Source organism: Nocardia sp. NPDC055050 (assembly GCF_053608345.1).
The window spans coordinates 91,349-116,553 of record NZ_JBSGVG010000008.1 but is presented as its reverse complement, the minus strand read 5'-3'; the positions used below and the strand labels follow the sequence as shown (position 1 = coordinate 116,553).

The 25,205-nt window shown below is 67.5% G+C and carries 21 protein-coding genes; 13 read left to right on the top strand and 8 right to left on the bottom strand.

What is annotated here, in order from left to right; translation table 11 throughout:
* The first annotated feature begins 102 nt into the window (after positions 1-102).
* Positions 103-516: an ATP-binding protein gene (locus tag ACWGCN_RS10830; RefSeq protein ID WP_452457628.1), complete on the top strand. Its 414-nt coding sequence runs from the start codon at positions 103-105 to the stop codon at positions 514-516.
* 72 nt (positions 517-588) lie between these two features.
* Here ACWGCN_RS10830 and ACWGCN_RS10825 read toward each other — a convergent pair whose 3' ends face one another.
* Entirely contained in the window at positions 589-1,533 is a 945-nt protein-coding gene (locus ACWGCN_RS10825; protein ID WP_379313848.1) for an AraC family transcriptional regulator, read from the bottom strand.
* Between the two features lie 349 nt (positions 1,534-1,882).
* Here ACWGCN_RS10825 and ACWGCN_RS10820 point away from each other — a divergent pair, with 349 nt between their 5' ends.
* Positions 1,883-2,317 carry an STAS domain-containing protein gene (locus ACWGCN_RS10820; RefSeq protein ID WP_452451513.1) on the top strand — a complete coding sequence of 145 codons (435 nt, stop codon included), beginning with the start codon at positions 1,883-1,885 and terminating at the stop codon, positions 2,315-2,317.
* A 38-nt stretch (positions 2,318-2,355) separates the two neighbouring features.
* Here the strand turns inward: ACWGCN_RS10820 and ACWGCN_RS10815 are convergent, their stop codons facing one another.
* Positions 2,356-3,231 (bottom strand): hypothetical protein, encoded by an 876-nt coding sequence (locus ACWGCN_RS10815; RefSeq protein WP_452457627.1) that lies wholly within the window; start codon positions 3,229-3,231, stop codon positions 2,356-2,358.
* On the bottom strand, positions 3,228-3,578 hold the full coding sequence (locus ACWGCN_RS10810; protein ID WP_452457626.1) for a hypothetical protein: 351 nt from the start codon (positions 3,576-3,578) through the stop codon (positions 3,228-3,230). The genes ACWGCN_RS10815 and ACWGCN_RS10810 overlap by 4 nt, the downstream gene beginning before the upstream one ends.
* A gap of 71 nt (positions 3,579-3,649) precedes the next feature.
* Between ACWGCN_RS10810 and ACWGCN_RS10805 the strand changes: the two genes are divergently transcribed.
* The 3 genes from ACWGCN_RS10805 (at position 3,650) to ACWGCN_RS10795 (ending at position 10,213) form a co-directional block, all read left to right on the top strand.
* Positions 3,650-7,180 (top strand): CHAT domain-containing protein, encoded by a 3,531-nt coding sequence (locus tag ACWGCN_RS10805; RefSeq protein WP_452457625.1) that lies wholly within the window; start codon positions 3,650-3,652, stop codon positions 7,178-7,180.
* 697 nt (positions 7,181-7,877) lie between these two features.
* Positions 7,878-8,945, top strand: coding sequence for a polyprenyl synthetase family protein (locus ACWGCN_RS10800; protein WP_452457624.1), 1,068 nt, complete (start codon positions 7,878-7,880; stop codon positions 8,943-8,945).
* Positions 8,942-10,213: a hypothetical protein gene (locus ACWGCN_RS10795; RefSeq protein ID WP_452457623.1), complete on the top strand. Its 1,272-nt coding sequence runs from the start codon at positions 8,942-8,944 to the stop codon at positions 10,211-10,213. The genes ACWGCN_RS10800 and ACWGCN_RS10795 overlap by 4 nt, the downstream gene beginning before the upstream one ends.
* A gap of 151 nt (positions 10,214-10,364) precedes the next feature.
* Here ACWGCN_RS10795 and ACWGCN_RS10790 read toward each other — a convergent pair whose 3' ends face one another.
* Entirely contained in the window at positions 10,365-10,988 is a 624-nt protein-coding gene (locus ACWGCN_RS10790) for a TetR/AcrR family transcriptional regulator (RefSeq protein WP_379313990.1), read from the bottom strand.
* Between the two features lie 75 nt (positions 10,989-11,063).
* On the opposite strand from ACWGCN_RS10790, the gene ACWGCN_RS10785 reads away from it, so the two are divergent.
* Positions 11,064-12,275, top strand: a complete 1,212-nt coding sequence (locus ACWGCN_RS10785) for an oxygenase MpaB family protein (RefSeq protein ID WP_387445167.1) — start codon at positions 11,064-11,066, stop codon at positions 12,273-12,275.
* Positions 12,276-12,300: 25 nt separating this feature from the next.
* Here the strand turns inward: ACWGCN_RS10785 and ACWGCN_RS10780 are convergent, their stop codons facing one another.
* Entirely contained in the window at positions 12,301-13,413 is a 1,113-nt protein-coding gene (locus ACWGCN_RS10780) for a saccharopine dehydrogenase family protein (RefSeq protein WP_452457622.1), read from the bottom strand.
* Between the two features lie 281 nt (positions 13,414-13,694).
* On the opposite strand from ACWGCN_RS10780, the gene ACWGCN_RS10775 reads away from it, so the two are divergent.
* A complete protein-coding gene (locus ACWGCN_RS10775; protein ID WP_452457621.1) occupies positions 13,695-14,918 on the top strand; it encodes a cytochrome P450 family protein in 1,224 nt (407 codons plus the stop codon).
* Between the two features lie 26 nt (positions 14,919-14,944).
* Here ACWGCN_RS10775 and ACWGCN_RS10770 read toward each other — a convergent pair whose 3' ends face one another.
* Together ACWGCN_RS10770 and ACWGCN_RS10765 are read right to left on the bottom strand one after the other, a co-directional pair.
* The gene (locus tag ACWGCN_RS10770) at positions 14,945-16,327 is read right to left on the bottom strand and encodes a glutamate decarboxylase (protein WP_452457620.1); all 1,383 of its coding nucleotides are present in this window, start codon (positions 16,325-16,327) and stop codon (positions 14,945-14,947) included.
* 324 nt (positions 16,328-16,651) lie between these two features.
* Complete coding sequence (locus ACWGCN_RS10765; protein WP_452457619.1) at positions 16,652-17,224, bottom strand: TetR/AcrR family transcriptional regulator; 573 nt, start codon at positions 17,222-17,224, stop codon at positions 16,652-16,654.
* A gap of 140 nt (positions 17,225-17,364) precedes the next feature.
* Between ACWGCN_RS10765 and ACWGCN_RS10760 the strand changes: the two genes are divergently transcribed.
* From ACWGCN_RS10760 to ACWGCN_RS10750, 3 genes are all read left to right on the top strand, one after another.
* Positions 17,365-18,738, top strand: a complete 1,374-nt coding sequence (locus ACWGCN_RS10760; protein ID WP_452457618.1) for an FAD-dependent oxidoreductase — start codon at positions 17,365-17,367, stop codon at positions 18,736-18,738.
* A 156-nt stretch (positions 18,739-18,894) separates the two neighbouring features.
* The gene (locus ACWGCN_RS10755; RefSeq protein WP_452457617.1) at positions 18,895-19,557 is read left to right on the top strand and encodes a HEAT repeat domain-containing protein; all 663 of its coding nucleotides are present in this window, start codon (positions 18,895-18,897) and stop codon (positions 19,555-19,557) included.
* Complete coding sequence (locus ACWGCN_RS10750; protein WP_452457616.1) at positions 19,551-20,573, top strand: MerR family transcriptional regulator; 1,023 nt, start codon at positions 19,551-19,553, stop codon at positions 20,571-20,573. The genes ACWGCN_RS10755 and ACWGCN_RS10750 overlap by 7 nt, the downstream gene beginning before the upstream one ends.
* 75 nt (positions 20,574-20,648) lie before the next feature.
* On the opposite strand, the gene ACWGCN_RS10745 is transcribed toward ACWGCN_RS10750, so the two are convergent.
* The gene (locus ACWGCN_RS10745; RefSeq protein WP_449962768.1) at positions 20,649-21,404 is read right to left on the bottom strand and encodes a dienelactone hydrolase family protein; all 756 of its coding nucleotides are present in this window, start codon (positions 21,402-21,404) and stop codon (positions 20,649-20,651) included.
* A gap of 177 nt (positions 21,405-21,581) precedes the next feature.
* Between ACWGCN_RS10745 and ACWGCN_RS10740 the strand changes: the two genes are divergently transcribed.
* From ACWGCN_RS10740 to ACWGCN_RS10730, 3 genes are all read left to right on the top strand, one after another.
* Complete coding sequence (locus tag ACWGCN_RS10740) at positions 21,582-22,490, top strand: helix-turn-helix transcriptional regulator (RefSeq protein WP_452457615.1); 909 nt, start codon at positions 21,582-21,584, stop codon at positions 22,488-22,490.
* A gap of 169 nt (positions 22,491-22,659) precedes the next feature.
* Positions 22,660-23,466 (top strand): LppX_LprAFG lipoprotein, encoded by an 807-nt coding sequence (locus tag ACWGCN_RS10735; RefSeq protein ID WP_378995946.1) that lies wholly within the window; start codon positions 22,660-22,662, stop codon positions 23,464-23,466.
* A 252-nt stretch (positions 23,467-23,718) separates the two neighbouring features.
* Complete coding sequence (locus ACWGCN_RS10730; protein WP_378995943.1) at positions 23,719-25,185, top strand: fatty acid desaturase; 1,467 nt, start codon at positions 23,719-23,721, stop codon at positions 25,183-25,185.
* Positions 25,186-25,205 lie beyond the last annotated feature (20 nt).

Below are 25,205 nucleotides of genomic sequence, written 5' to 3'. Positions count from 1 at the left end.
ACGCCCGGACGTGGCATATCCGGATACTGCAGGGGTACTGCCAATGGCGCGGGTGTTCTCTCGCGGATTCGTTGGACGTCGAGATGGAGAGGGAGGCATCAGGTGACGACGCACCCGTCTCGGCAGGACAGCGCCGTGAAACCGTTCGAGATCGATTTCTCGGCAGAGGCCGCGCGGTTGGCCGAAGTGCGCCACGCGCTACAGGCTTGGCTGGCCGAGGTACCGGTCGACCCGAACCAGGCGTACGACATAGTGCTCGCCGTCGGTGAGGCGTGTACCAACGCCGTCGAGCACGGTCACCGTGGCGACGGCGGCACAGTACGCGTTACAGCGGCGCTCACCGAGACTCATGTCCACACCGTCGTAACCGACGAGGGACGCTGGTCGACCCCTGATCCGGACATCGATCGGTCACGTGGACGCGGGATGGGCATCATGCGCGCTCTCAGCAGTGAATTCGAGGTCAGCACATCGGCGGCAGGCACGGTGGTGGACATGCGGTTCGCTCGGGCGTGAGACGGCCCTGACCCCCTCGGTCGCGCCGGCGCGGCGGGCTCGGACCGCGTTCGCGACGCGATACGGCAGCGCTCATTCGCGCAGGGTCTGGCTCGGTGGCCGACCGTAGCGCCGGCGGTAGGCCGTGGCGAAGCGGCCCGGATGGGGGAAGCCCCATCGGTAGGCGATGGTCGCGACAGTCTGACCGTCACCGGGCAGCGCGGCGCCGAGTTGCTCGTGCGCCGCGGCAAGGCGCAGTCGCTGCAGGTACTCGAGCGGTGTTGTGTCCAGATGGCGGCGAAAGGCGAGCTGCAAGGCGCGCGGCGTGACAAAGGTTGCCGCTGCGACGTCGCTGATCGCGATCTTGTCACTCAGATGGGACTCCAGGTAGGCGATGGCACGGCGCACGGTGTGCGGGTGAGCATCGTGACGATCGGTGGCGGTGGGCTCGTGCTCGGCGGTCGTCGGCATGGTGGCCAGCACAGTCGCGGCGAGATAGTCCGAGGCCGTCGTGACGGTGAGCGGGCTGCTCGCTGCATCGGGGTCCGCGGCGATCTGCTGCAGGTGGATGATCACCCGCCGCAGCCGCTGTCCGGCCGCCACAGTGACAGGTCGGTGCCCGTCTACGCGCACGCGGTCTCCACCCGCGGCGGTGGCCATACGGTTCAGGATCGCAGGGTCGAACATGGTGATGTCGTAGCGGCTGGTTCGGATGACCCCCGAGTAGGGCAGGTCGTGGGGGGTGAGCAGACCTGTCTGCCCGGGCGTGAAGGTGTCGGTACCGCTACCGTGATAGTTCTCCTCGATCCGACCGCTGTGCACGGTGACCAGGCAGACCCGGCCGAGCGGGTCGGCGTCGTAGGCCATGTCGAAACCCATCTCGAGCTGGTCGAAGTTGATCGAACCGAGCACCTCGCGACGAATCCTGGAACGCACCTGGTGCGGGCCGTGGTTGCCGATCTGCACCCGGGTGTAGGCGTTGTTGAGGAACTCCTCGGTCGCGGCGAGGTCGTCGCTCTCGAAATTCAGACTCTGCACGACGCTCCCTCCGTGGACACGCGATGAAGGGCACGCCGGTGTAGGCGGGCGCCGGACGACCGCGCCCGTATGGTTTCCCGGCGCCATTTTACCGGCTCGGCAACAGGCGACGCACCCGTTGTCTCGCCCTCGGTGCACCGCGTGTCGTCCCTGCGGCGCCCGTCCGCAGGGACGAAATGCGAAGGCCGGTTACTGCGAATCAGGACCGATAGCGAACAACTGGGCGCCAGGGCAGCGACGGGGCAAGGCTGTTGCCTGGCCGCGTGCTGGAATAGGATTGCCGGCCCGATCTTGAGCACACAGGACAGTTGGCAGCGCACTGCTCTCCGGTGCTGAAGAATTGAGTCCGTTGAACAATCGTCCCGACGAAACCCGCTCGCCCGCAGCCGGCGACCCGGCTGCCGATCTCTGCCGCCGCTTGGGTGCCGTCGCGGAATCCGCAGGACAGGTCATCGTGCTCCATGCTCGTGGGGAGATCGACGCCTACACCCTCCCGCGCTGGCGGGGCCTGCTCGAGTCGGCTGTCCCCGCGTCCGCCGGTGGTGGTCATCTCGTCGTCGATCTGGCCGAGATCACGTTTCTGTCGGTCCGTGCCATCATGGTCGTCGCCGACCTGGCGCAGCAGCTGGACCGCCGCGGCATCGGGATGCATCTCGCCGGCGGGCTGGCCCCTACCAGCATCGCGCGCGTGATCGACCTCGCCGGGATGACCGAGTGGATTTCGATCCACCGGGACCTCGCCACGGCTCTGGCCGCTACGGCCGGTCCGCGCTCCGACGGCTGACGCCGGCCGGTCGGATCGCGCGAGAAATGGCCACACAGCTACCCGGGCTGTTTCCGCAGCATCTCGGTCAGTTGCTCGCCGATCGCCGGTGTCAACCTGCCCGTCAGTTCGAACCCGAGCTGGTTGGCGACGTCTCGGGCGTACAGGTCGATCGAGGCTTCCACGAGGTCCGCGTATACCCCCACCGCACGGCGGATCCGACGGCGCGACACCAGCAATGCCCACACTCCCGGCACGAGCGCCGGCCACCAGTACACACCGACTGCCAGATAGGCCAAGCCCCACACCGGGGTGCGGGCGGCGGAGCCACACCGTTCCTGGACCGTCGTCACCTCGGTGCGCGCCGCGTCGGGCAGCACCAGCCACAATCGCGGCCACGTCGTGGTCAGGTCGAGTCCCGTGCCGCGGCTGACGCGCTCGTCCACGCTCCGCAGTCGGTCGCCTGCCCACGTGGGGCATGCCGGTTCGATCTCGGAGATCACGTTGCGCCGCAGCACAGCTCGCTGCGCAGTGCTCTTGGCCCGGCGGTCCGATCGGTCGGCCAGCACCGCCTTGACCGCGGCGTCCGCCTTGTCCGTCGCACGCCGCCAACGGCGGTGGCGCAGCGCGACGAACGGTCTGCCTGCACCGGTGCCGGTGGCTGCCCACGCGGCGATCACGATGCCGCCGAGCGCGGTAACCGCCAACCCCACCATCGCGGTCGCGGCGAGGAACGCCGCGGCGGCCCACACCAGCGCGGGACCGGTCGACACCGTCGTCACCCGGGTCCACAACAGCTTGAAGTCGAGCGCGTGCGAGGGTCCGAGCGCGACCGCCACGACCACCACGGCCACGAACACCGCGGCGGGCAGCGCGAGCGCGGCAGCCCAGCGGGTAGCAAGGTTCTTGCCGAGCTCGGTGAGGAACGCGTTCACAGCTCGATCCTGCGCAACGGTTGCCCGGTGAGCTCGCACCGCGCACCTTCGTCGATCCTCGCCCTGGTGCACGCACTCGTCGGGCACACCCATGCCGTGACGACGATGTCGCGCGGTCCCTTCCACGGCTCGAAGCCGCGGTGCGCCCGCGTCAGGTTGTCGATGCCGTGTTGGGCGAAGGCACTGTCGAGCAGGTCGAGGTCAGCTTCGGGCACCTCGCCCTGCTGTGCCGCCGTGACGATTCTGGCCAGTACGTCCGCGACGCCGTAGCGGGAAGCGCGTTCGGCCAGCGCCGCTCCGGCCTGCTCGCAGAGAACCTCGACTCGGGGACCGCTCGTTGATGTCATGCCGAATTCGAACCTCCTGCTTGGTGATTCGGGTCACGCTACCGTGGACCGAACGGGATCGGGGGCTGCGCGTGTACGACGACATTCGGTCGGTGGTCGAGAACTTCGCCGACACCGGTGACATCGGTGCACTGCTGGCCGCGGGCCTGCCGCCACCGCAGCAGTGCCCCGCGAATCTGTTGCCGCACCTGGCCCGAGCGCACTGGCACCGGTTCCAGGCGCAGAGCGGGTTCGCCGGGCTGGTCGACCGGGAGATCGCGGCCGCCATCGCGGGCACATCAGGTGATCTCGCGGTCGCGAGCGTCGTCGCCATGCCGCAATACCGGGCGTTGAACCAGGCACGCGAGCAGTTCCAGGTCTACCAGGACCGTGACTCGCTGGTGCTGTTCGCGAACGCCTGTACGACGGTGATGAACGCACTGGACGACGAGCGGATGAAAGCCGCGCTCACCGCCGATCACGCCACATTGCTGCTCCTGCTCGACGAGCACGACGGTACCGACACCTACCGCGAGACCGTCGTCAACGGGCTGAACTGGACGATCGCGCACACACCTCGCGACGATCCGCAACGCGCCCGCAGGCTGGTCGATCGCGCCCGAGCGCAGGACAACGCGGGCCTGTCGCCGGGCAAGATCGTCGCCGACTACCGGGCCGCGGCCCAACTGGCGTTGCGGGAACGCCCGGTGTGGCGCGACGTCGTGCTCGAGCTCGCCCAGTACGAGTTCGATCTCTACACCGACGGTGCAGCGCCCATCCACCTGGCCGGTGCGCTGGTCGCATGTCGTGATCTCGCCGACGCGTTGAAGCGCGACTACGGCGACACAGCGCGGGTGCCCGCGCTCGCGCAGCTCGAGCAAGAGGTGAGCAGGGAGATCGGTTCCGATATCGCGCGATTCCTGCTGACCTGCCATCGCGATCCGCGCGCTCTGCAGGCGCAGTACGACCTGGTCGCGAGCCTGCGGCGGCAGCCGGTCACCGGCGATGTGCTGGTGCGGCGACGTGACCAGGCGTGGGTGCTGGCCGTCGGACTGCCGCTGGACCACGCCGAGCGGCCTGCCGCGCTGCTGGATCTCTACTACGCGCACAACGACCTCTGGGATATCGGCGGCGACACCGAGGCGATCACGCTCGCCTACGACGCGGTGACCGAAGCGCTGCTCGCCACCACACCGAGCCACGCGCTGCGGGCGCAGCTGCTGAAAGCACTCGCCCACTGCGCGAGCACCGTCGCGATGGCGACCGGCTCTCGCGACGAAGCGAAGCTGGCGGTCGACGCCGCCCGCGCCGCGCTGAACTTACCGGCCGCCGACGATGACCAGCGCGCACTCCGGCTCTCCGCACTCGCGTCCGCGCTGATCACGCAATGCCGAGTCGGCTCCAGCCCCGCGGCGGGCCGCGAGGCTGTCACCGTCGCGGAGCAGGCCCTCGCGCTGACCCCACCCGATGACCCGAACCTCCCGCTGCGCTGGTCGTCCCTGTCCAGGGCGGCCGAGGAGGTGGCCGAGGCCGGTGATCACGCCATGTTCACCACAGCGGTCGACGCGGCGGCATCGGCGGTGTCCACCATGGCGACAGACGATGTGCGCCGGGTCGGCATGCTCTACAACTATGCCGGTGCCGTGCAGGCCCGGGCGGTCAGCACCGATGTCACGCATGCGGAACCGTTTCACGAGGCCGAACGCGCCTACCGGGCCGCGCTCGCGCTCGTGGGTCCCGATCACCCCGACGTGCCGCGCATCGAGAGCACCATCGCCGACGTGTTGTATCACCGGTACCGGCAGTGCGGTGATCTCGGCGCGCTGGAGGACTCGCTCGCGCTCGCGGAGAAGGCCGTCGGACAGACCCCTGGAGACCACCATTGGTGGCCGTTGCGTGCGTTCGCGCTCGCGCGCTCGGCTCGTGCGCTCGCCACCTTCGGCGGGCCGGGAGCCGACCGGTTGCGCGAACTCGCGATCACCTATTACCGGTCAGTTTCCGGCCACCCGGCCACCAGCACGCAGCATCGGATGATCTGCGAACAGGCCCAGGCCGCGATGTTCGCCGAGGCGAACCCGGCAACATGGCTGGACGCGCAGGAACGGGTGATCACCGCCATCCCCGCCACGGTCAGCCGAGCGTTGTCCTGGGTCCGCAGGGTGGAGGCGGCGCGGCAGCTGCACGGCCTCGCCGACCGGGTGGTGGATGCCGGTGTGCGGTCGGGCCAGCTCGACCGAGCTCTGGAATTGGTCGAACGGTGCCGCGGCGTGCTGTTCGGCGACGCGTGGGGTATCCGGCGCGGCTGGGCACGACTCGGCGAGACGCAACCGTCGCTGGCCGAGGAGCTCAGCGAGGTCGAGCGCGAGCTGGCTGCGGCCGACGGATACGCCGACCTGACGTTTCACATCGAAGTGGAGTTCAACGGCCGGATCTCCTCCCGGGACTGGGACCCGCGACCACAGGCCGTCGAACAGATCCGGCAGCTCTCGATGCGGCGGGACCGGCTGCTCGCGCGAGCGCGGACGTTGCCGGGGTTCGAGGATCTGCTGGTGCCGCCGAATCTCGAAGTCCTGCGCACGCGCACGGCCGGGCACACCGTGGTGATCGTCAGCGCTCAGGGCAGCGCGCTCGTGGTTCCCGCCGACTGTCGGGAGCCCGTCGAGGCTGTGTCGCTGCCGCAGATCACCGAGACCACCGCCCGCGCCCAGGTCCGGCGGTTGCGAGCAGCACTGGCCGATGTGAAGGACCCGGCGTGCTCGTTCGACCGGCGTGAGCAGGCCCAGCTGGAGGTGCACGCGGTGCTGGAATGGCTGTGGACCACCACGGCCCGGCCGGTGCTGGAGAAGGTCACGACGCCGCGGCTGTGGTGGTGCCCGATCGGAATCATGGCCCAGTTGCCCTTGCACGCGGCGGGCAGACATCGCGAGCACGCGGGGCAGACTGTGTTCGACCGGGCGGTCTCCTCGTACACACCGTCGCTGACCGCGCTCGCCGACACGTTGAGCACACCCCGGCCGCGCCATGCCCGTCACACCGCGCTCATCGTCGGTGTCGGCGAGCGTAACGGCGTATCGGTGCTGCCGAGCGCCCGCGCCGAGGCTGAGGCGGTGGCGGGACTGCTGCCCGGCTCTACTGTGCTCATCGACGCCGCCGCCGACTTCGATGCCATCAAGCAGGGGCTGCACGAGCACGCGATCGCCCATTTCGCCTGCCACGGCCGGGCGGTCAGCTCGGCAAAGCATCCCGACCAGGGGGGACTGGTGCTCAGCGACGGGATGTTCGTGCCCTCGTTCGTGCACGACCTGCGCACCACGCGGGCACAGCTGGCGTTCCTGTCCGCCTGCGACACCGCGAGCCCGGACCCGGCTCTGCTCGACGAGCCGCTGAACTTGGCGTCGGCTTTCCACCTCGCGGGCTTCCGCGGTGTCATCGGCACGCTGTGGCACACCGCGGACAGCTCCCAGACCGCCGAGGCGGTCTACGCGGCGCTCACCGCGCACGGCACCCGGGCGCCCGACACGGCCGAGGCGGCCACCGCGCTCACCGAGGCGTTGCGCACCATGCGCAACGCCTATCCGGCCGTGCCGACCAGGTGGGCCGCACACGTCCATGTCGGTGACTGAGCTACCCGCAGTGGTGCGACACTTCGATGATCTCGGTGACTCGATCGACCGACGGCGGCGAAACCCAGGGAAACCGACTCGCGCGGGAAGCGTGCTGAATCGTCGGCACCGTCCCGCGCATCCTCGCCGTTGACCCCTGACCGCGGCCGGTGCGACCCGGACCGGATAAGTCACTGTGGCACAACGCTATTCGCGTCAGCATCCAAGGGTCCGCGTGAGTGTGGGACGTCGAGGGTGTCCTCTGGGACGAGGACTCGGTCCGGTCGTGGCCGGGAAACTGGGCGGGAACCCACAATATCGGAGATCCGCGCCGTGGAGTCTCACGAAGCGCCGAATCTCCTGTGCGGCAACGTGATCCACGCCGTAGAATTGCCGGCAGAGCGACGTCGCTCCCTTCGACGACCGATCGCCGGACAATGGCGTTTTCGTGAACGGTCCGAGTGCAGGTGTTTGCCGACCGTACCCACATCGTCCCGGTCCCGTCGAGGTGACCGTCCACGGATCGTGACGTCCGAACCTCACTGTTTCAGCGCAATACCAGCTCACCGTATGCCTACGTGCCACGACGCTACCTATCTGTCTGTCGCTGCGGCAGAACAGTAGCTGTGGCAGGACGGCTCCGTCTGAATCGTGTCAGCCCCCGTGAACCATCAGGGGATCTCACCGCCACATGGCCGCACCAAAGGAATTCAGCGTTATGGACAATCCCGCGCTACCCGAAGTCCGCCGTAACGACGCTCGTCCGGCAGGTAACCCGCAGCACCAGGGCGAACCGGTCGCGTTGATGCTCAGACATCCGAGTGGGACTCAGCACGAACTTCTCACGCTGGTCAACGCGCGCCTGTACGAAATCCTCATCAGCGGTGGGGATTTCGACGACATCGGCAGGCATGTCCTCGCCGCTCCTGGCAAGCGTGTGCGCGCACGTCTGGTTCTCGCGAGCGCAGGCCTGCTTGCGCCCGTCGGGTCCGAACCCAGTCGCGCCGCCCTCGATCTGGCCTGCGCGATGGAGATGCTGCACGAGTCCTCGCTGGTGCACGACGATATCTGTGACGGCTCGTTGCTGCGCCGCGGCGCGACGTCGGTGCCCGCCGCATTCGGCGTGCGCATCGCGGCCCGAGCGGGCTTCCACATGGCAGGTGCCGCAGTGCAGGTGATCGCCGAGGTACTTGCCGACAACCCGGGAATGTCTGCTTGCCTGGGGGAGGTGCCCGGTGTGACGTATTCCGACGGGCTGTCGGACCTGTCCTTCGGTCAGCTCATCGAGATGCTGCCGCCCGCGGTCGATGCCACCGCGCTGCGCCGCCATTACCGACTCGTCGCGGGCGCCAAGACCGGCACCTTGTTCCGATTGTCGTGCTCCTACGGCGGCACCGCAGGCGGTGCCGATCACGATCGCCTGCGAGCGCTGATGACATACGCCGATGAGCTCGCACTCGCGTTCCAGATCATGGACGATGTCCGCGACGTCGAGGGCGGTCCCGGGCTGGGCAAGGACGCAGGGGGTGACCTGGAACGACGGGTTCCGACCTGGCCGGTGATCGAATGGCTCGACATGCGCGCCGGCGCGCGGGAGATGTGGCTGTCCGCGGACACCCCGAGCACGATCCTGCAGAGCGACCTGATCGACAGCGGGGCCACCGACGCCGCGCGGGCGGTTGCCCTCGACGCCACACAGAAGGCGAGCGCCGCACTGGACATCTTCCCGCCATCGCCTGCTCGCGACGACCTCCATGCACTGCTACAGGAAGTGATCACCCGATGAGGCAGACCAGAATCGGATCACTCGCCCATGGATTTCGACACCTGCGCCGCGCACCGGATCTGGCCGCGATGCGGGCCGCCTCCTCACCCGAGGAGCTGGCCCGGCTGGCACTGATCCCAGCCGGTCGTAACCTGGGTATCGCGGTGAGCTTCTTGCCCACCCACCTGCAGGCAGAGGCCACCGCCGCCCTGCTGGCCTGCCGAGTTCTGGACGCCTTCGAGGATCTCAGCGATCGCACGATCGCGAGCTGGTCCGTTCTGGACGCTGCGGACTACCTCACCGGCAACACCGACACCAAGCCCGCTGCATTGCCTTCGGTCAGCACCGAAGCCCGCGACAGCGAAGCGGTCGACCGGCTCCTGGCCGAGCGTATCGGCGACATCCGAGCTCTGCTCGGAGCGCTGTCGCCGGCCGGGCGCAAGCGTGTCGGCGCGGTGGTCATCGATGTCGCGGTGGTGATGGCCCGCAATATCGACTCGCCGCTGTCGCGGGTCGCCTACAGCGAAGGTGTGCTCGGCCGGGTCACCTATTACGCGTGTGAACTCGCCTCCGAAGCCGTTGTGCCCGAGGCGGATCTGCGCGAACTGGCCGGCTGTCTCGCCATCATCGCTCAGTCCGCCAACGACCTGCGTGACAACGAGCTACAGATCTACGGCGTCGCCGACCGCGAGGAACTGAAGCGGAAGGTCATGCTCCAGCTCCTCGTGCCGGCACTGGGCGGTTTCGCCCTCCTGGCCAGGCTCGGTCCCGCCACCCCGAGTTTCGGTGCGCGGGTGGCGATGGCGCACATGACCATCACCACGACGGCTTTCCTGTGCGGGGCCGTCGACGCGCCCCCGCCCTTTCGGCGCAAGGTCGGCGCCGCGCTGCTTGCGGCGTCCTCGTCGAGGCGCTGGACCACGATGCTGGATCGGGTGCGGCGAAGTGTCGACGTGGCGGTCCACCGAATGCTCGACGTCTCACCGGAGTTCACCGACGCGACGAACACAGCGACCGAGGCGCTCGTTGTGGGCGACCCGCTGTCGATGCCGACTTCGCTGGTGCCACTGATCGTCGACACCACCTTCGCTATGGTGCAGACCCTGCCCGAAGGTGTCCTGACCGGCGAGCTCACCGACGCCGAGGTGCGCACCATGTTGATCGCCGACCACCTGGCTTTCAGCGCGATGGAACGGGTGCCACCGCACGACCCCGCAGCGCTCCAGGTCCTAGCCACCCAACTCCAACTCGGCGCGCTCGATACCAGCGTGGGCGGGCACAACCGGTAGACCAGCGCACCCGCCACGCGCGCCCGGGATCGGGCAGTACCGCACGGAAGGGAGTGATTCACCGGCGTCGGCGCCGCCCACTCGGCCAGAAACGACCGTCGTTGCCGACCCGTGCGGTGCGGTCGAACTACTGATTCGACTGCACCGACTGTCAGGGTGCTCGGTTCACCACGGCCAGTGCGAGTTCGGTGCAGAGGGCGGCTACTTCGGTGGTCGGCCGATGGGGGTCGCCCAGCCAGGTCGCCACCAGCTGGTTGATCCCGCCGACGACGAAAAGTGCTTCCTGGCGCCGGATCTCCGGATTCGCGGGAGCGTCGAGGAATTCCGCGCTGTACTGCATCACGAGGTCGGTGACGATCCCGACGGCACGGGAGCGCAACTCTTCGAGCCCTGCCACGCTGTGGGTATCGCTGGTCATGATGCGGTGGATGCTGGGGTCGTCGGCGATCGTGTCGAGATAGGTCGTCAGTGCCCGCAGGAGTTTGCGTTTCAAGGTGCCCGGCTCGGCCTGGCTCGCGTCGACGAGGGTGGTGAACAGCTCCTGTTGCACCTGCTCGGCGACGGCGAGGACCAGTGCGTCTCGGGTGGCGAATTGTTCGTAGAAGTAGCGCGGGGTCAACCCCGACGCGGCGCACACGCGGCGCACGGTGACTTCGCTCGGGCCGGCCTCGCCCCAGATCTGGCGACCTGCGGCGAGGAGTTTGTCGCGGCGTTCGTCACGTCGAGTCGCCGCGCTGATTCCACGGTAGGACCGGACCACCTCTGCACGCGCCATTGACAGGACTTTAGCAGTCGACCTATTTTGGATATCAGTCGTTATCCATAATGGAGCGCTCAACGAGGAGTGTCGATGACCACCGTTCCCGCCCGTCATCCAGATCGTCCCCACCGCGTCCCGCCCCTCGTCGGCGGCTTCGCGGCGATGCTAGGGGTTCACAGCCCCGACTCGACGCAATGGCAACATCTCGGCGAGGGCCTGCTCGTCGGTGACGACGCGATGGATCGGCTGGTGGACTGGATGGTCGCCGCGGGCTCGAAGCAGATGCGTCCGCTGTTCGATCGAGCGCTCACCGACGGCATCGCTGCGGTACCGCAGGCGCCGGATCCGCTGCGCGAGTTCTTCACCGCGGTCGAGACTGTTCCGGCGTGGGTCGATCACGACACGCTCGTGCGCGGGGCCAAGGTCCTGCTCACCAGCGGTTCCGACGGCATGTACATCGCGCGCGATGTCGCCATGCTCGGCGGCTACCAGTTCTCCGGCTTCAACAAGACCCTGTTGCGCACAGGAGCGCTGGAAAAGGGCTCCAATCAGCGGTGGGCCGAGACGATGCAGTGGGCGATGGATGTCCTGTCCGAGGACGGATTGTCCCCGCTGGGTCTGGGATACCGATCCACGATCCGGGTGCGACTCATCCACGCCTTCGTCCGCAGGCACGTGGCCGCCATGCCGGACTGGCGGACCGAGGACTGGGGTCTGCCCATCAACCAGACGGACATGGCGGCAACGCTCGTCGGCGCCTTCATCGCACCGGCGATCGGTGGGATGGGCCTGGGTCTGTTGCTCACCCCCGCCGAAACCGACGCTGTCGCGCACCTGGTCCGCTACGTCGGCTGGCTGCTCGGTGTCGAGGAACAGTGGCTGCCGCACTCCTTCCGTGACGGTGTGCGCGTCCTGGTGCACACGCTCTCTGCCTTGGCCGACCCCGACGAGTCGACTCCTCAACTCGCGGTACCGATGTCACGAGACCCGTTGTCGTGGAACTATGACCGGCTGCCCACGATCAGGCGCCGTCTTGCCTATGCCCAGCATCTGTCGGTGACGGGGACCTTCCTCGGCCGCCACACGATGCGTGCGCTCGGGCTGCCGACGGCGATCGTTCCGTGGTACCCGGCGATCCGAATCCCCGTCAATGTCGCGCGCTCGGTCACCCGGCTGTTGCCCGGCGGACTCGACCGTGCGGCGAATCGCGGTGCGCGAGAACAGGATCGGTTCATGGGGACACTGGTCAGCGCCGGACCGACCGTCGGCGCGGCGGCCGCGCGACTCACCCACGCGGCCTAGCGCCGCGACGCGGTGGCGGCCGGTGTCAGGGTGCCTTCGGCTCGATGGAGGGGCCCGGGTGCGGCGACCAGCCTGCGTCGCGGGCGGCGGTATACAGCGCGTCCAGGCCGAACGCGTCGACCGGGCCGAGCGCGCCGGAGCCGAGGAGGCCGCCGCCCAGTGCGGTGTCGGCGGCCCAGGCCAGAATCGCCGCGGTGAAATCGTAGGGATCGCCGCCCTTCAGGGTGACGGTGGCCAACGTCGTGCCGGCCGCGTCCTGAGCTTCGGCGACCACCCAGGTGCGGGTGCGGCGGCGAGCTTCGGCGTCGGGGCCACCGGTCGACCCCTTGACCGTTCGGGCCAAAGCCTCGTCGAATCCGCGCTTCAGCGCAGGCACCTGTGCGACGACCGAGGTCAGTCGTGAGCCGACGCGCAGCGTCTGTGCCGCGAGCGGCGGCAAGCCGAGGAACACATCGACTTCTCGCAAGTGTGGGTGCGAGCGAGTCAGCGCGAAATGCTCCGACGCGGGAATCGATGCCCCCGTCCGGCTCTCTCCGGCGACATCGAAGGAACGCAGACGCGCGCCGGTGCGTTCGGTGACCACCTGTCCGGAGCGCAGCGCGAAGCCGGGTTCGAACAGCATCCCCGCCATGGACGCGCGGGTACCACCGCTGGTACCGGGACTTTTCATGAAGTAGCCGACTTCGGCACGCACCGCGGCGGGAGCCTCGCGCAAGGCGAGCCCGGCCGCGAGATTGCCCGGTACGTAGTCGAACCCGAACGCGGTGAGCAGCCCCGCGCCGGCGGCACGGGCCTGCTCGTCGTGCTCGAACACGGTGCGGATGAAAGGCCCTTCGCCGGTGGAGTCGATGTAATGCGCGCCCGCGGCGATCGTCGCGGCCAGTGCGGGGCCCCCATGGCGCAGGAACGGCCCGACCGTTGTCACCAGAACATCGCCGCGACCGAGCAGGGCCCGGACCGACGCGGGGTCGGTGGCGTCGGCAACGGCGGTCCGGCAGCCGCCGAGTTCGGCGCCGAGCTTCTCGAGGGCGGCCCGGTTGCGTCCCGCCAGCACGGGCGATGCGCCGCGTGCGGTGAGGGCTTCGGCCGTCAGGCGTCCCGTGTAGCCGGTTGCCCCGAACAGTACAATTTTCGGCATCGCCGCGTCTCCTCATGGTTGGCCACTTGCCAACGCTACCGGTGGATCATCGCCCTGACGGGAAACGGCCGTCACATCATCGTGTATCGGCTCACGGCTTCTGGGTCCGCCGCGCCCTCAGCCGGTCCCGCGCGATGACGAGGCTACCGATCAACGTCCGCCGTTGGTGCCCCTATTCGTCCCCTGGACCGCTCAGCCGAGGGGTAAGTTCGTAATCGGTCGGGTGAAACTGGCTGCGGCGCTGTCGATTACGGGCGTAGACCCTGGTGGAGGAGATTTTCATGGAACCGATCGTGCTGGATACGACCGGTGCCGACATCCAAGGTGAGTCGGCACGCATTCAGCAACGTGGCCCGGTGGCGCTGGTCGAACTGCCCGGTGGCGTGCCCGCCTGGTCGGTCACCGATCAGGCAGTGCTGCGGAGTCTGCTCGCCGATCCTCGGGTGTCGAAGGACCCCAGACAGCACTGGATGTCGTTCATCAACGGCGAGATCACCGAGGCGTGGCCGTTGCTGCCGTGGGTAGCGGTCGACAACATGTTCACCGCCTACGGCGCCGATCACCGCAGGCTGCGCCGACTGGTGTCCCCAGCTTTCAGTCATCGCCGCAGTACCGCGCTGCGTCCGCGGATCGCCGAGATCACCGAGAACCTGCTCGACGCGCTGGCAGCCACCCCGGCCGGCGCACCGGTCGATCTGCGAAGCGGCTTCGCCTATCCGGTTCCGATCCGGGTCATCACCGAACTGGTCGGTGTGCCCGAAGGGCTGGGGCCTGCGCTGCACAAGTGCGTGGACGGCTTCTTCGACGGCTCGTTCACCGCCGAGCAGGCGCAGGCCAACTACCTCGAAATGTATGGACTGGTCGGCGAACTCGTCGCCTACCGTCGTGCGCATCCTGGTGACGATGTCACCAGCGCGCTGATCGCCACGCGCGACGAGGACGACTCCGCGCTGTCGGAGAAGGAACTCGCCGACACCCTGATGCTGATCATCAATGCCGGTCACGAGACCACGGTCAATCTGCTCGACCAAGCGATCGTCGCCCTGCTCACCCATCCTGAGCAGCGCGCCGCGGTGGCCGCAGGGCAGGTGTCGTGGGCAGACGTGGTCGAGGAGACGCTGCGCTTCCAGGCACCGGTGGCACACCTGCCCCTCCGATACGCGGTCGAGGACATCGACATCGCCGGGAAGTACCGAATCGGCAAGGGCGAGGCCATCTTGGCCTCCTACGCAGGCGCAGGCCGCGACCCGAAAGTGCACGGCGCCAGCACCGCCGAGTTCGATCCCACCCGTGCCACCCGCGATCAGCACCTCGCCTTCGGCCACGGCGCACACCACTGCATCGGCGCGTCACTGGCCCGTCTCGAAGCGGCTGTTGCGTTGCCTGCACTGTTCGATCGGTTCCCTCGGATGAGCCTGGCCACGAGCCGGACCGAACTGACGCCGGTGCCGAGTTTCATCTCCAACGGGCACGCCAGTGTTCCGGTGTATCTCCACGCGACGTGAGCGCACCGGGGTGATTCGCGGCCGGGTTAGTGGGCGAACGGCTTCAGCCGGTCGAAGTATCCGTTGGGTTTGAGCGTGTCGAGGTGCCCGAGCGCGGCGGTGATGTCCTCGCTCAACGCCCTGGCCATGTCCGCCGAGAACCCCTCCCGCACCACGACGCGCAGCACCGCGATATCGGTAGCGTTGTCCGGCATGGTGTACGCGGGCACCTGCCAGCCGTAGGAGCGCAGCGCGTGCGAGACGTCGAACTCGGTGTATTCAGGGTCGCCCGACAGCCGGAAGCTGATCACCGGGATCGCCGAGCCGTCGGTGATCACCTCGAAGTGTCCGCTCGCGCGCAGCTGGTCGCCGAGCCAGCGCGCGGTTTGCGAGAGGGATTGCATGACCAGGCTGTAGCCGAATCGGCCGAGCCTGAGGAAGTTGTAGTACTGGCCGATGACCTGATTGCCGGGTCGGGAGAAGTTCAGGGTGAAAGTGGGCATGTCGCCGCCCAGGTAGTTGACCCGGAAAATCAGGTCGTCGGGCAGGTACTCGGGGCCGCGCCACACCACGAACCCGATGCCGGGATACGTCAGCCCGTATTTGTGGCCACTGACGTTGATCGACACCACGCGCGGCAGCCGGAAATCCCACACCAGATCGGGATGCAGGAAGGGCACCACAAAGCCGCCGCTGGCCGCGTCGACGTGCACGGGGATGTCCAGTCCTGTGTCGGCAGCGAGCTTGTCGAGCGCCGCGCAGATGTCGTTGATCGGTTCGAGTTCGCCGGTGAATGTCGTGCCCAAGATGGCCACCACGCCGATGGTGTCCTCGTCGACGTTGGCCAGCACCTGCTCGGGTGTAATGACGTAGCGGCCCTTCTCCATCGGCAGATACCGCGGCTCGACGTCGAAATAGCGGCAGAACTTCTCCCACACCACCTGCACGTTGGACCCCATCACCATGTTCGGTGTGCGGCCTTTCCACCCGTCGCCGACCTTCTCGCGCCACAGCCACTTCATCGCCAGCCCGGCCAGCATCACCGCCTCGCTGGATCCGATCGTCGATACCCCGGTGGCACTGGACGGGTCGTCGTCGCGCAGGCCCTCCGCATGGAACAGGTCGGCGACCATGCACACACACCGTTGCTCGATCGCCGCGGTCGCGGGGTATTCATCCTTGTCGATCATGTTCTTGTCGAACGTCTCCGCCATCAGCTTCTCGGCCTGTGGATCCATCCACGTCGAGACGAAGGTCGCCAGATTCAGCCTGCTGCTCCCGTCGAGCATCAGTTCGTCGTGGATGAATCGATAGGCGACGTCAGGATCCATCGATTCCTCGGGCATCCGCAGCGCGGGTACCGGCGCCATCGACAGCCGCCCGGTGTATGCCGGGGAGACCTGAGGAACGTGAGTGCGCCTGCGCGACATGGTTATCCCTTCGATTTCAGTTCTGCCAACAGCAGTTCGGACATGAGTCGGGACGCGTGTGCGAGAAGTCGGCGCCGCGCGAGCCGATGTCGTCGGCGGCCTGCTCACTGATGACGACCTGTGAGGTGGTGGTCATGGTTTCGACGGTAGAGCTGCCGTCGATGGGTCCGTATCCCCCGTAACGGGTGAATCTCACCGAGGACGGGGCCTGTCGCTGTCCGGTACCAGCACCATGTTGAGACCGGAATCGGCATGGCCGACGACGTACACGGATCCGGCGCTCACTGATACGGATAGCATGATCCGTTGCAGTCCTCGGATCTGCTAGCGGCTGATAGCGCGGGCTACCGTGTCGCCGACCTGTTCGTCGGTGAGGCTGCTGCGCTGGATCAGCACATGCGAGAGCACGGTGCGGACGGCGATCTCCGCCGCCTGTGCCGGTGTGACCACCAGTGCTGCGCTGTCGTCGCGGGCCGCCAGCAGTGGTGCGACGAAGGCGCCGACGGTTTCGATCAGGTTGAGCTTCGACCCCTCGTGCTCGATCGCGACATTGAGCAGCCATCCTGGTTCCTGGTCGCGCAGTCGGGAGATCACCGGGTGTCGGCGCAGGTAGGGGATCGCAAAGACCACGGCCTCTTTCGCCAGCTGCCGTACCGGCGTGAAGATGTCTATCTCCAGGTAGGCGGCGCTCATCATGCGGGCAACTTCGATTTTGCTGACGGCCGCGATGAGACCGTTCTTGTCTCCGAACTCACGGTAGGCGGTCGCGCGTGAGACGCCCGCCCGGCGAGCGACCGCGGTCAGCGTCAGATCATCCAGGCCGGTCTCGGCCATCATCGCCAAGGCTGTGTCCACAAGCAAGCAGGACGACTGCGTCGCGTTGGTCATGCCGGTCATTCTCCCTGTTCCCGATCCGGGATGGCACGCCCGGTTGTGGTCATGTCAGCACTGAGACTATATTGGCATTCAGTCTCAGTCATGGATCCCTGACTCGATCCATGAACAGGACTCGGAACAACGACGTTCGGAGGTATGGCATGCGGAGAATCGGCGATCACGCGGTCGTGTTGGGCGCGGGCATCGGCGGGCTATTGGCCGCTCGGGTGCTCAGCGAGGCCTACTCGATGGTGACGGTGATCGAGCGGGATGCCCTGCTCCCGGACTCCGAGGCGCGAAAGGGAGTCCCGCAGGGGCGCCACGTGCACGGGCTGCTGCCGCGGGGCAAGGACATCCTCGAGGAATTGTTCCCAGGGTTCGGGCAGGACATGCGAACAAGCGGTGTGGTCGAATGCGACGCGCTCCGCGAAGTCCGCTTCACCATGGCCGGTCGGACCCTCAAGCGAGTATCGACCGGACACAGGGCCTTTCAAGCAAGTCGCCCACACCTCGAGCAGCACCTTCGCACGCGGGTCGCGGCGCTGCCCAACGTCACCATTCGCGACAGGTGTGATGCCGGGTCGCTCGTTGTCAGCACCGATGGAACGCGGATATCCGGGGTCGCGATCGTGGACCGTTCGGACGGGGCGCGTGAAACCATCGACGCGGACCTGGTCGTGGCATCGATGGGTCGAGCCGGCGTCGTCCCCTCATGGCTCGACAAGCTCGGCTACGACCGCCCAGCCGAAGAAGGCACCGCGATCGACATCATCTACCGCAGCGCCTTCATCCAGCTGCCGCCGAACGCATTGCCTCACGACAAGCTGGTCACGATCGGGGTACGCGATTTACCCCCGCGTGCCCTCGCCCTGTTCGCCGTCGAGGGCAACCGGCACATCCTGACGCTGATCGGCCACGACGGCGAGGAGCCGCCCAGGGACCAGGAAGGATTCCTCGACTTCGCCGCAGCCATCGCCCCGCCCGACGTGCTCGATGCCATCAAGAACGGTGAAATCATCGGCGATATCTCGACCTTCCGCTACAAGGCCAACCTGCGCCGACGCTACGAGCGGCTCGATCGCTTTCCCGAGGGACTGCTCGCGGTCGGTGACAGCCTGTGCAGCTTCAGCCCCGTCTACGGGCAGGGCATGACTGTCGCCGCGATCCAGATGGCCGTGCTGCGTGAGTGCCTCGCGCGGGGTGGAAAGAATCTTGCCACCAGGTTCTACACGGCGGTCACGCCGGAAATCGACAACGCCTGGCAACTCACCGTGATCGCCGACGGCGCCATGCCACACGTCAGTGCCGGTGTCTCGTTGCCGGTCCGAGCCGCCGTGGCGGCGCTCGAGCCGGTGCTGATCGCCGCCGAGCGTGACACCGCGGTCGCGACAACCCTGTACCGGGTGATGGGACTCGTCGACAAACCCCGCGCACTGCTCTCGCCCGTCATCGCCGCCCGCATCGCCGTCGCCAACGCCCGCGCGGCACTGGAAAACCTTGTCGGCACAGCACTTTCGTCGCACAGTCACACCTGAGCGAGGGCGCCGAGGATCAATTCGTCCACCGAGTCACGTTCGGCGGTCGAATCCAACGGATCGGGGCCCCGCGACACGGCTGAGCATCATGACACGATCGAGCGCTTGACCCTGACACAGTGACAACGTCTTCACTGGAGGCAGGAGGTGGTTCCCATGAACTCGACACCAGCACACTCGGTAGACCCGCGGCTGCTTGCCGCACTGAGTGCGGAGACTGCGTCGATCCGGCTGCGGGCTGCCCTGGCCGCGGGCACACAGCCACGCCCGGCGCTGCTCGGAGTCCTGATCGACCGCTGCGCCGTGGAGCCGGACTTCTTCGTCCGCGACATGCTCACCTGGGCACTGACCAGGCTCCCCGGCGAGCTGACCGTGCCGCGGCTGCGCGCCGAGCTGGAATCCGGGGGTGCCCAGGCCCGCAGCCAAGCGCTGCACACCCTGTCCAAGATCGGCGATCCGGCAGTCTGGCCGGCGATCACCCCCGCGCTGCTGCGCGATCCCGACGACGACGTGGCCCGCAGCGCGTGGCGAGCCGCGGTCGTTCTCGTGCCCGATGCCGAGCGCGCGGCGCTGGCCACCGAACTAGCCACCCAATTCGGACGCGGTGATCGAGATGTTCGGCGCAGCCTGAGCCGGGCGCTGGCCACCCTGGGTGAGGCGATCACCACGGTGCTCCACCGGGCGGCCGGCAGTACCGACCCGCACGTGCGAGGTCACGCACAGGCCACCGAGCGGCTGCTGCGCGACCCGGACGCGGCCTTCGATCCCGACATCGACGCGGCGAAAAGAGTCGCGGCGCTCGACGGCGCACCGTGCTGATCGGCGAGGTGGCGCGGCGTTCGGGAGTCAGCACCCGAATGCTGCGCCACTACGACTCGCTCGGACTGGTGCGGCCCACCGGGCGCACCGTCGGCGGCTACCGCCAGTACTCCGACGCCGACATCCGTGGCATCTTCCACGTGGAGAGCCTGCGCTCCCTCGGGCTGTCGCTGCGCGAGATCGCTCGCGTACTCGCAGACAAATCGTTCACGCCGCAGACCTTGGTGAGCGAGCTGATCGCACGCACCGAGGAACGGCTGGCGCGCGAGCGCGAACTACTCGAACGTCTGCGCGCCGTCGAAAACGCCGAGCCCGGTGACTGGCACGACGCGCTACGCATCGTCGAACTCATGCGCACACTCGGCTCGACCGACCCCCACCGCCGCCTGCAGGCAGTGCTGAACCCGGCCGACAACGTGCCGGTGCCGACCGAGATGCTGGCCGCGGCCGTGCTCACCGAGGCCGAACCCAACATGGCAGGCGCCCTGCGCTGGGCGCTGTCGCGGGCAGGCGAGGACGGACTGGTCGGGCTCGCGCCCGGGCTGGCCGCCGCCGATGCCGAGGTCCGGCGCCGGGCGGTGCTGGCCGTGGCGGAAATCCCGGGCGACGCCGCGACCGCGCTGCTCACCGCCGCACTCGACGACCCGAACCCGACCGTCCGTGCCCCCGCCGCCCTGGCCGCCGGCAGTCGCGGGATCAGAGCGGCCGAACCGATCCTGGTGGCCATGGTGATCGCGGGCACCAACGATGTCGACGCCGGCGAAGTGCTCGGCGCGCTGTCGCAGGACCCGGAATCCGCGGATCGAATACTGGGCGCGCTGACCGCCGCGCTGACCGCACACGAAGACGACGCCGGCATCCGCATCCGGCTCGTCCAAGCGCTGGTGGAGCTGCCCGGCACCCGCGCGCTGGCGACCCTGCGGGCACTGAGCGCGGACACCGATCACTCCGTCGCCCTCGTCGCCACCGCCTTCACCGACATGGTCGCTGCGCGAGCGACGAGCCCGGATTGCTGATCACAGCCGGTGGCTGTTCGTGGGCCCGCTGGCCACCGATGTCGCCGAACCCGCGGGCCGCCCTACCGAGCAGGTTCAGCGCAGAACGCGGGTGAACAAGCCGGTCAGTTCGGTCCAGTGCCGGGCATCGGCCCCGGCGTCATAGACATCGGTGTCGGATTGGGTGAAGCCGTGGCCGGCACCGGGATACACCTCGGTGCGGAAGATGGTGCCTGCGGCGCTGAAGGCGGCGTCGAGCTGTTCGATCTGTTCCGGCGGGAGGCCGGGGTCGGCGTCGGCGTGCGCGAGATACACCTCGGCGGTGATTCGATCGACTACGGCGTGCGGGCTGGTGGAGTCTTCGGTGGCCAGCCGGCCGCCGTGAAAGCCGGCCACCGCGGCCACTCGGTCGGGGTAGGCGGCGGCGGTGTGTAGTGCGTGGCGCACGCCCATGCAATAGCCGGACAGGCCCACCGGATTGCCCGTGGTCAGCGGGGAATCCGCCAGCCACGACAGATACGCGGCGGCGTCGGCGACGACGAGCTCGGGTGTCAACGCGGTCAGCAGCGGGCGCAGGACACCGAAGATCTCACCGCGACGGTCGGCCCCGATGACATCGGGAAGGTCGACCACCGGTGCGCAACCGTGGCGGTAGAACAGATTCGGAACGAGCACCGTGAAGCCGTGGGCGGCGAGGCGTTCGGCGTCACGGCGCACCACCGGCCGCAGCCCGAACGCGTCGGAGAACACCAGCACCGCGGGGTGGGGCGCGTTGTCGTCGGGGTAGGCGAGGAAGGAATCGGCCTTGCCGTCGGCCGTGGCCACGGCGAGGGTGAGCGTGTGTACCGCCACAGCGGAACCTCCTGAGCGCGTCGAGTTGACCACAATCTACTGATCGCGCAGCGGTGATCCGGCGCTCGAACCGGCCGGGACCGGCATTTGCGCACGCACTGAATTCGACGCAGCGCAAGCTGATCCGGGTACCAGCACCACCTGGATACCAGGATCGGCATGGACCACGATGATGGGATGAGTGAAGCGGTCGACCTGCGCTCGGTGAGCATCGAGCGCCGAGCCCAGCTCGGTGCGTTCCTGAAGTCCCGTCGCGCCAAGATCACCCCCGCGGATGTGGGTCTGCCACCGGGCCCGCGGCGGCGAACGCCGGGTCTGCGGCGCGAAGAAGTCGCGCAGCTGTCGGGAATCGGCGTCACCTGGTACACGTGGCTGGAGCAGGGCAGACCGATCAACGCCAGTGTTCAGGTGCTCGACGCGGTGGCGCGCACCCTCGGCCTGGATCACGCCGAGAAAGTGCATCTCTATCGCCTCGCGGATGTGCCGTCGGTGCCCGCTGCGGCGGCGGAGTCGGCGATGCCGCCCGGTCTGCCGATGATCCTGGACCAGCTCGCACCCTTGCCCGCGGTGCTTCTCGATTCCCGATACGACGTCCTGGCGCACAATGACGCCTATCGCGTGTTGTTTCCCGGCCTCGCCCGCCCCGACGCCAATGTGCTGCGCACGGTGTTCCTGACACCGGAGTGCTGCAATCCCTATCGGCACAACATCGATGATCTGCGTCGCATGGTTGCCTACCTGCGCGGTGCGTCGGTCCGTCACCTCGACGATCCGGCCTGGCAGGAGTTGATCGACGAGCTGTGTACGTCCAGCGCCGAGTTCGCCCGAATGTGGGCTCGCAACGACGTGGCGGTGCCGGTGAACCTGGTCAAGGTGATCCAGCATCTCGCCGTGGGTGACCTCGCGATGCATCTGACGATCATGAGTCTGCCCGCCACCGACGGCGAGTGGATCCAGATCTTCACCCCGGTCGACGACGCCGAGGCCGCGAAGCTCTCCGAGCTGCTGGCGATGTCGGACGACGAGCGGCGGCGGCCCGGCGACGATCATCGGCGGCGATTCCACCGGTCGGCTGACCTGGGGTGATGGCGGATCACGCCGGGACTCAGATATCCGAAATCGATAGCGCGAAGACACAACTCGCAAACTGAATTCCTCAGGTACTATCGCCGACGGGGGAGCACGAGATGAACGATGGTCTTCGGCTGCCCTATACCGATATGCGACCATCTCCAGGGGATGAAACTTGATCCACATGACACCGAACCCCACCTCGCGTCGGCGCTTCGCGCGACGTTCCGGCATCACTTCGGTCGTCGCGGCGGCGGCGGTCTGCGCGGCCCTCGTATCCGGCTGCACCAAAGACGATTCGGCCACCACGGCGGGCCCGGCGCCCACCGGCCAGCTGCCCGAGGGCGCACAGATCGTGAAGGAGTCGGCGAAGACCACGCAGACCCTGCACAACGTGCACCTGAAGATCAACGTCAAGAACCTGCCCGACCTGCCGGTGGAAACCGTGTCGGCCGATGTCACCAACGAGACCCAGGGCTCGGGCGCGGCGATGGGTGACGCGAAGGTCAAGCTCACCCCCGAAGCCTCGTTCACCGAGGCGAAGTTCCTTGTGGTGGACAAGGTCCTGTACACCCAGGCCGGTGGCCGCTACGTGCCGTCGGGCCCGGCGGAGAAGGTCTACGATCCGGGCGTCATCCTGGACAAGGACAAGGGCATCGCGAATGTGATCGCCAATATCCAGAACGCGAAGACCGAGGGCCGTGAGGTGATCGACGGCATCAACACCGTCAAGGTCTCCGGCACCATCGACGCCGCTGTGATCGACCCGATCGTGCCGCGCATCGGTCAGAACGCGGGCACCATGCCGATCACCGTGTGGATCCAGGACACCGCCCCGCCCGCCTCCGATTCGACCAAGCCCTCGGACGCCGCGTCCACCGGCGACGGCCCGAATCTTGTTCGCGCCGTGGTGAAGAAGGATCAGGGTGAGGTCACCGTCGGCCTGTCGAACTGGGCCAAGCCCGTCAACATCATCAAGCCCGCCGGCTGATATTCGCCGGTAATACCGGATCAACCCACACCGGTCCGGGGTCAGCGGAGCCTGGCACGCAGTGCCCTCCGCAGCCCCGGGCCGGTGTGTCGTCTGGGTGTCGCCTGCGGTAAACGAATCACGAACGCACGAGTACGCATCCAATAAGAGAATGTTCAGCGAGATGCAAGGCGCCACAAGGACTATACGTGTCGGGACGCTGGTCGGCAGGCAACACGCATCGGACGCCGATCGGACACGGAGGAAGAACTAATGACGATCGATGATCGACCTGATGAAGCGGAGCGCGAGCTCCCGCCACCGCCCGGCCCGGGGGGTCGGCCTCCCGTCAACAACGTATGGGTTTATAACGGCAGAGCCTACGACCTGAGTGACTGGATCTCCAAGCATCCAGGCGGTGAATTCTTCATCGGCCGCACGAAAAATCGCGATATCACCTCGATCATCGGTTCCTACCACCGTGATCCGGAAAAAATCGCGCGGATGATCGAGCGTTACAGTCTCGGTCGCGATGCCACACCCGAGGACATCCATCCGAAGAACAACGCCCCCGACTTCCTGTTCAAGGACGGCTTCAACAGCTGGGACGACACCCCGAAGTACAAGTTCGACAACAAGTCCGATCTGCTGCACCAGGTGAAGGCCCGGCTCAAGGAACCGGAGCTGGCGGCCCGGCTGCAGCGGATGGACCGCGCGTTCAACATCGTCGTCGGCGTGCTGATCTTCGCCTACATCGCCGTGCAGGCGCTGCGCCTCTACGACACGAGCTGGATGCCGTTGCCCGCCTTCGTGATCGCGATGGTGCTGCTGCGCAGCTCACTGGCCGGGTTCGGTCACTACGCGATCCACCGCGCGCAGAAGGGCTTGAACAAGTACGCGGTCAACGCCTTCGACATGAACTATGTCGCACTGTCTTTCGTCACCGCCGACGGGCACGCGCTACTGCACCACCCGCACACCCAGAGTGAAGTCGACATCAAGAAGAACGTCTTCACGATGATGATGCAGATCCCGCGCCTGTACCGGGTGCCGGTGCACACCGTGCACAAGTTCGGACATCTGCTGACGGGCATGATCATTCGCCTCCTCGATGTCTGCCGGCTCACCCGCAAGGTGGGCATCAAGGACATGTACGGCAGCTGGCGTGGCGCGCTGCCGCACTTCATCGGCTCGTTCGGGATGCGGTTCCTGCTGGTGGCCGAGTTCGTGGCCTTCGCCATCGCGGGCGACCTGCTCGCCTGGGGCCTGCAGTTCGTGATCACGCTGTGGATCAGCACCTTCATGGTGGTGGCCAGCCACGACTTCGAGATCCCGACCGAGGAACTGCACACCGAGACCGAGGACTGGGCGGTGAACCAGCTCGAGCAGGCCTACGACCTGACCGTGGTCGGTAACAAGTACGTCGACTGCTTCCTCTCGGCGGGCTTGAGCTCGCACCGTGCTCATCACGTACTTCCGTTCCAGCGCAGTGGTTTCGCCAACATCGCGTCGGAGAACGTGGTGCGTGAGGAGGCCGCGAAGTTCGGTGTGGAGTGGCTGCCCGCCAAGAGCTTCTTCGGAGATCGTTTCCCCAAGCTGTGCCGGACCTATCTGCTCGCGCCCTCCCGTGAGGCCGAGGAGAACCGGTGGGGTTTCGTGCGCGAACACTGCGCACCATCAGCGCTGAAGACCTGTGTCGTCTACACCGCGCAGGGCTTCTCCGGCATCGGAACCGTCTGACCCGGCCCGTTGCCACCTCT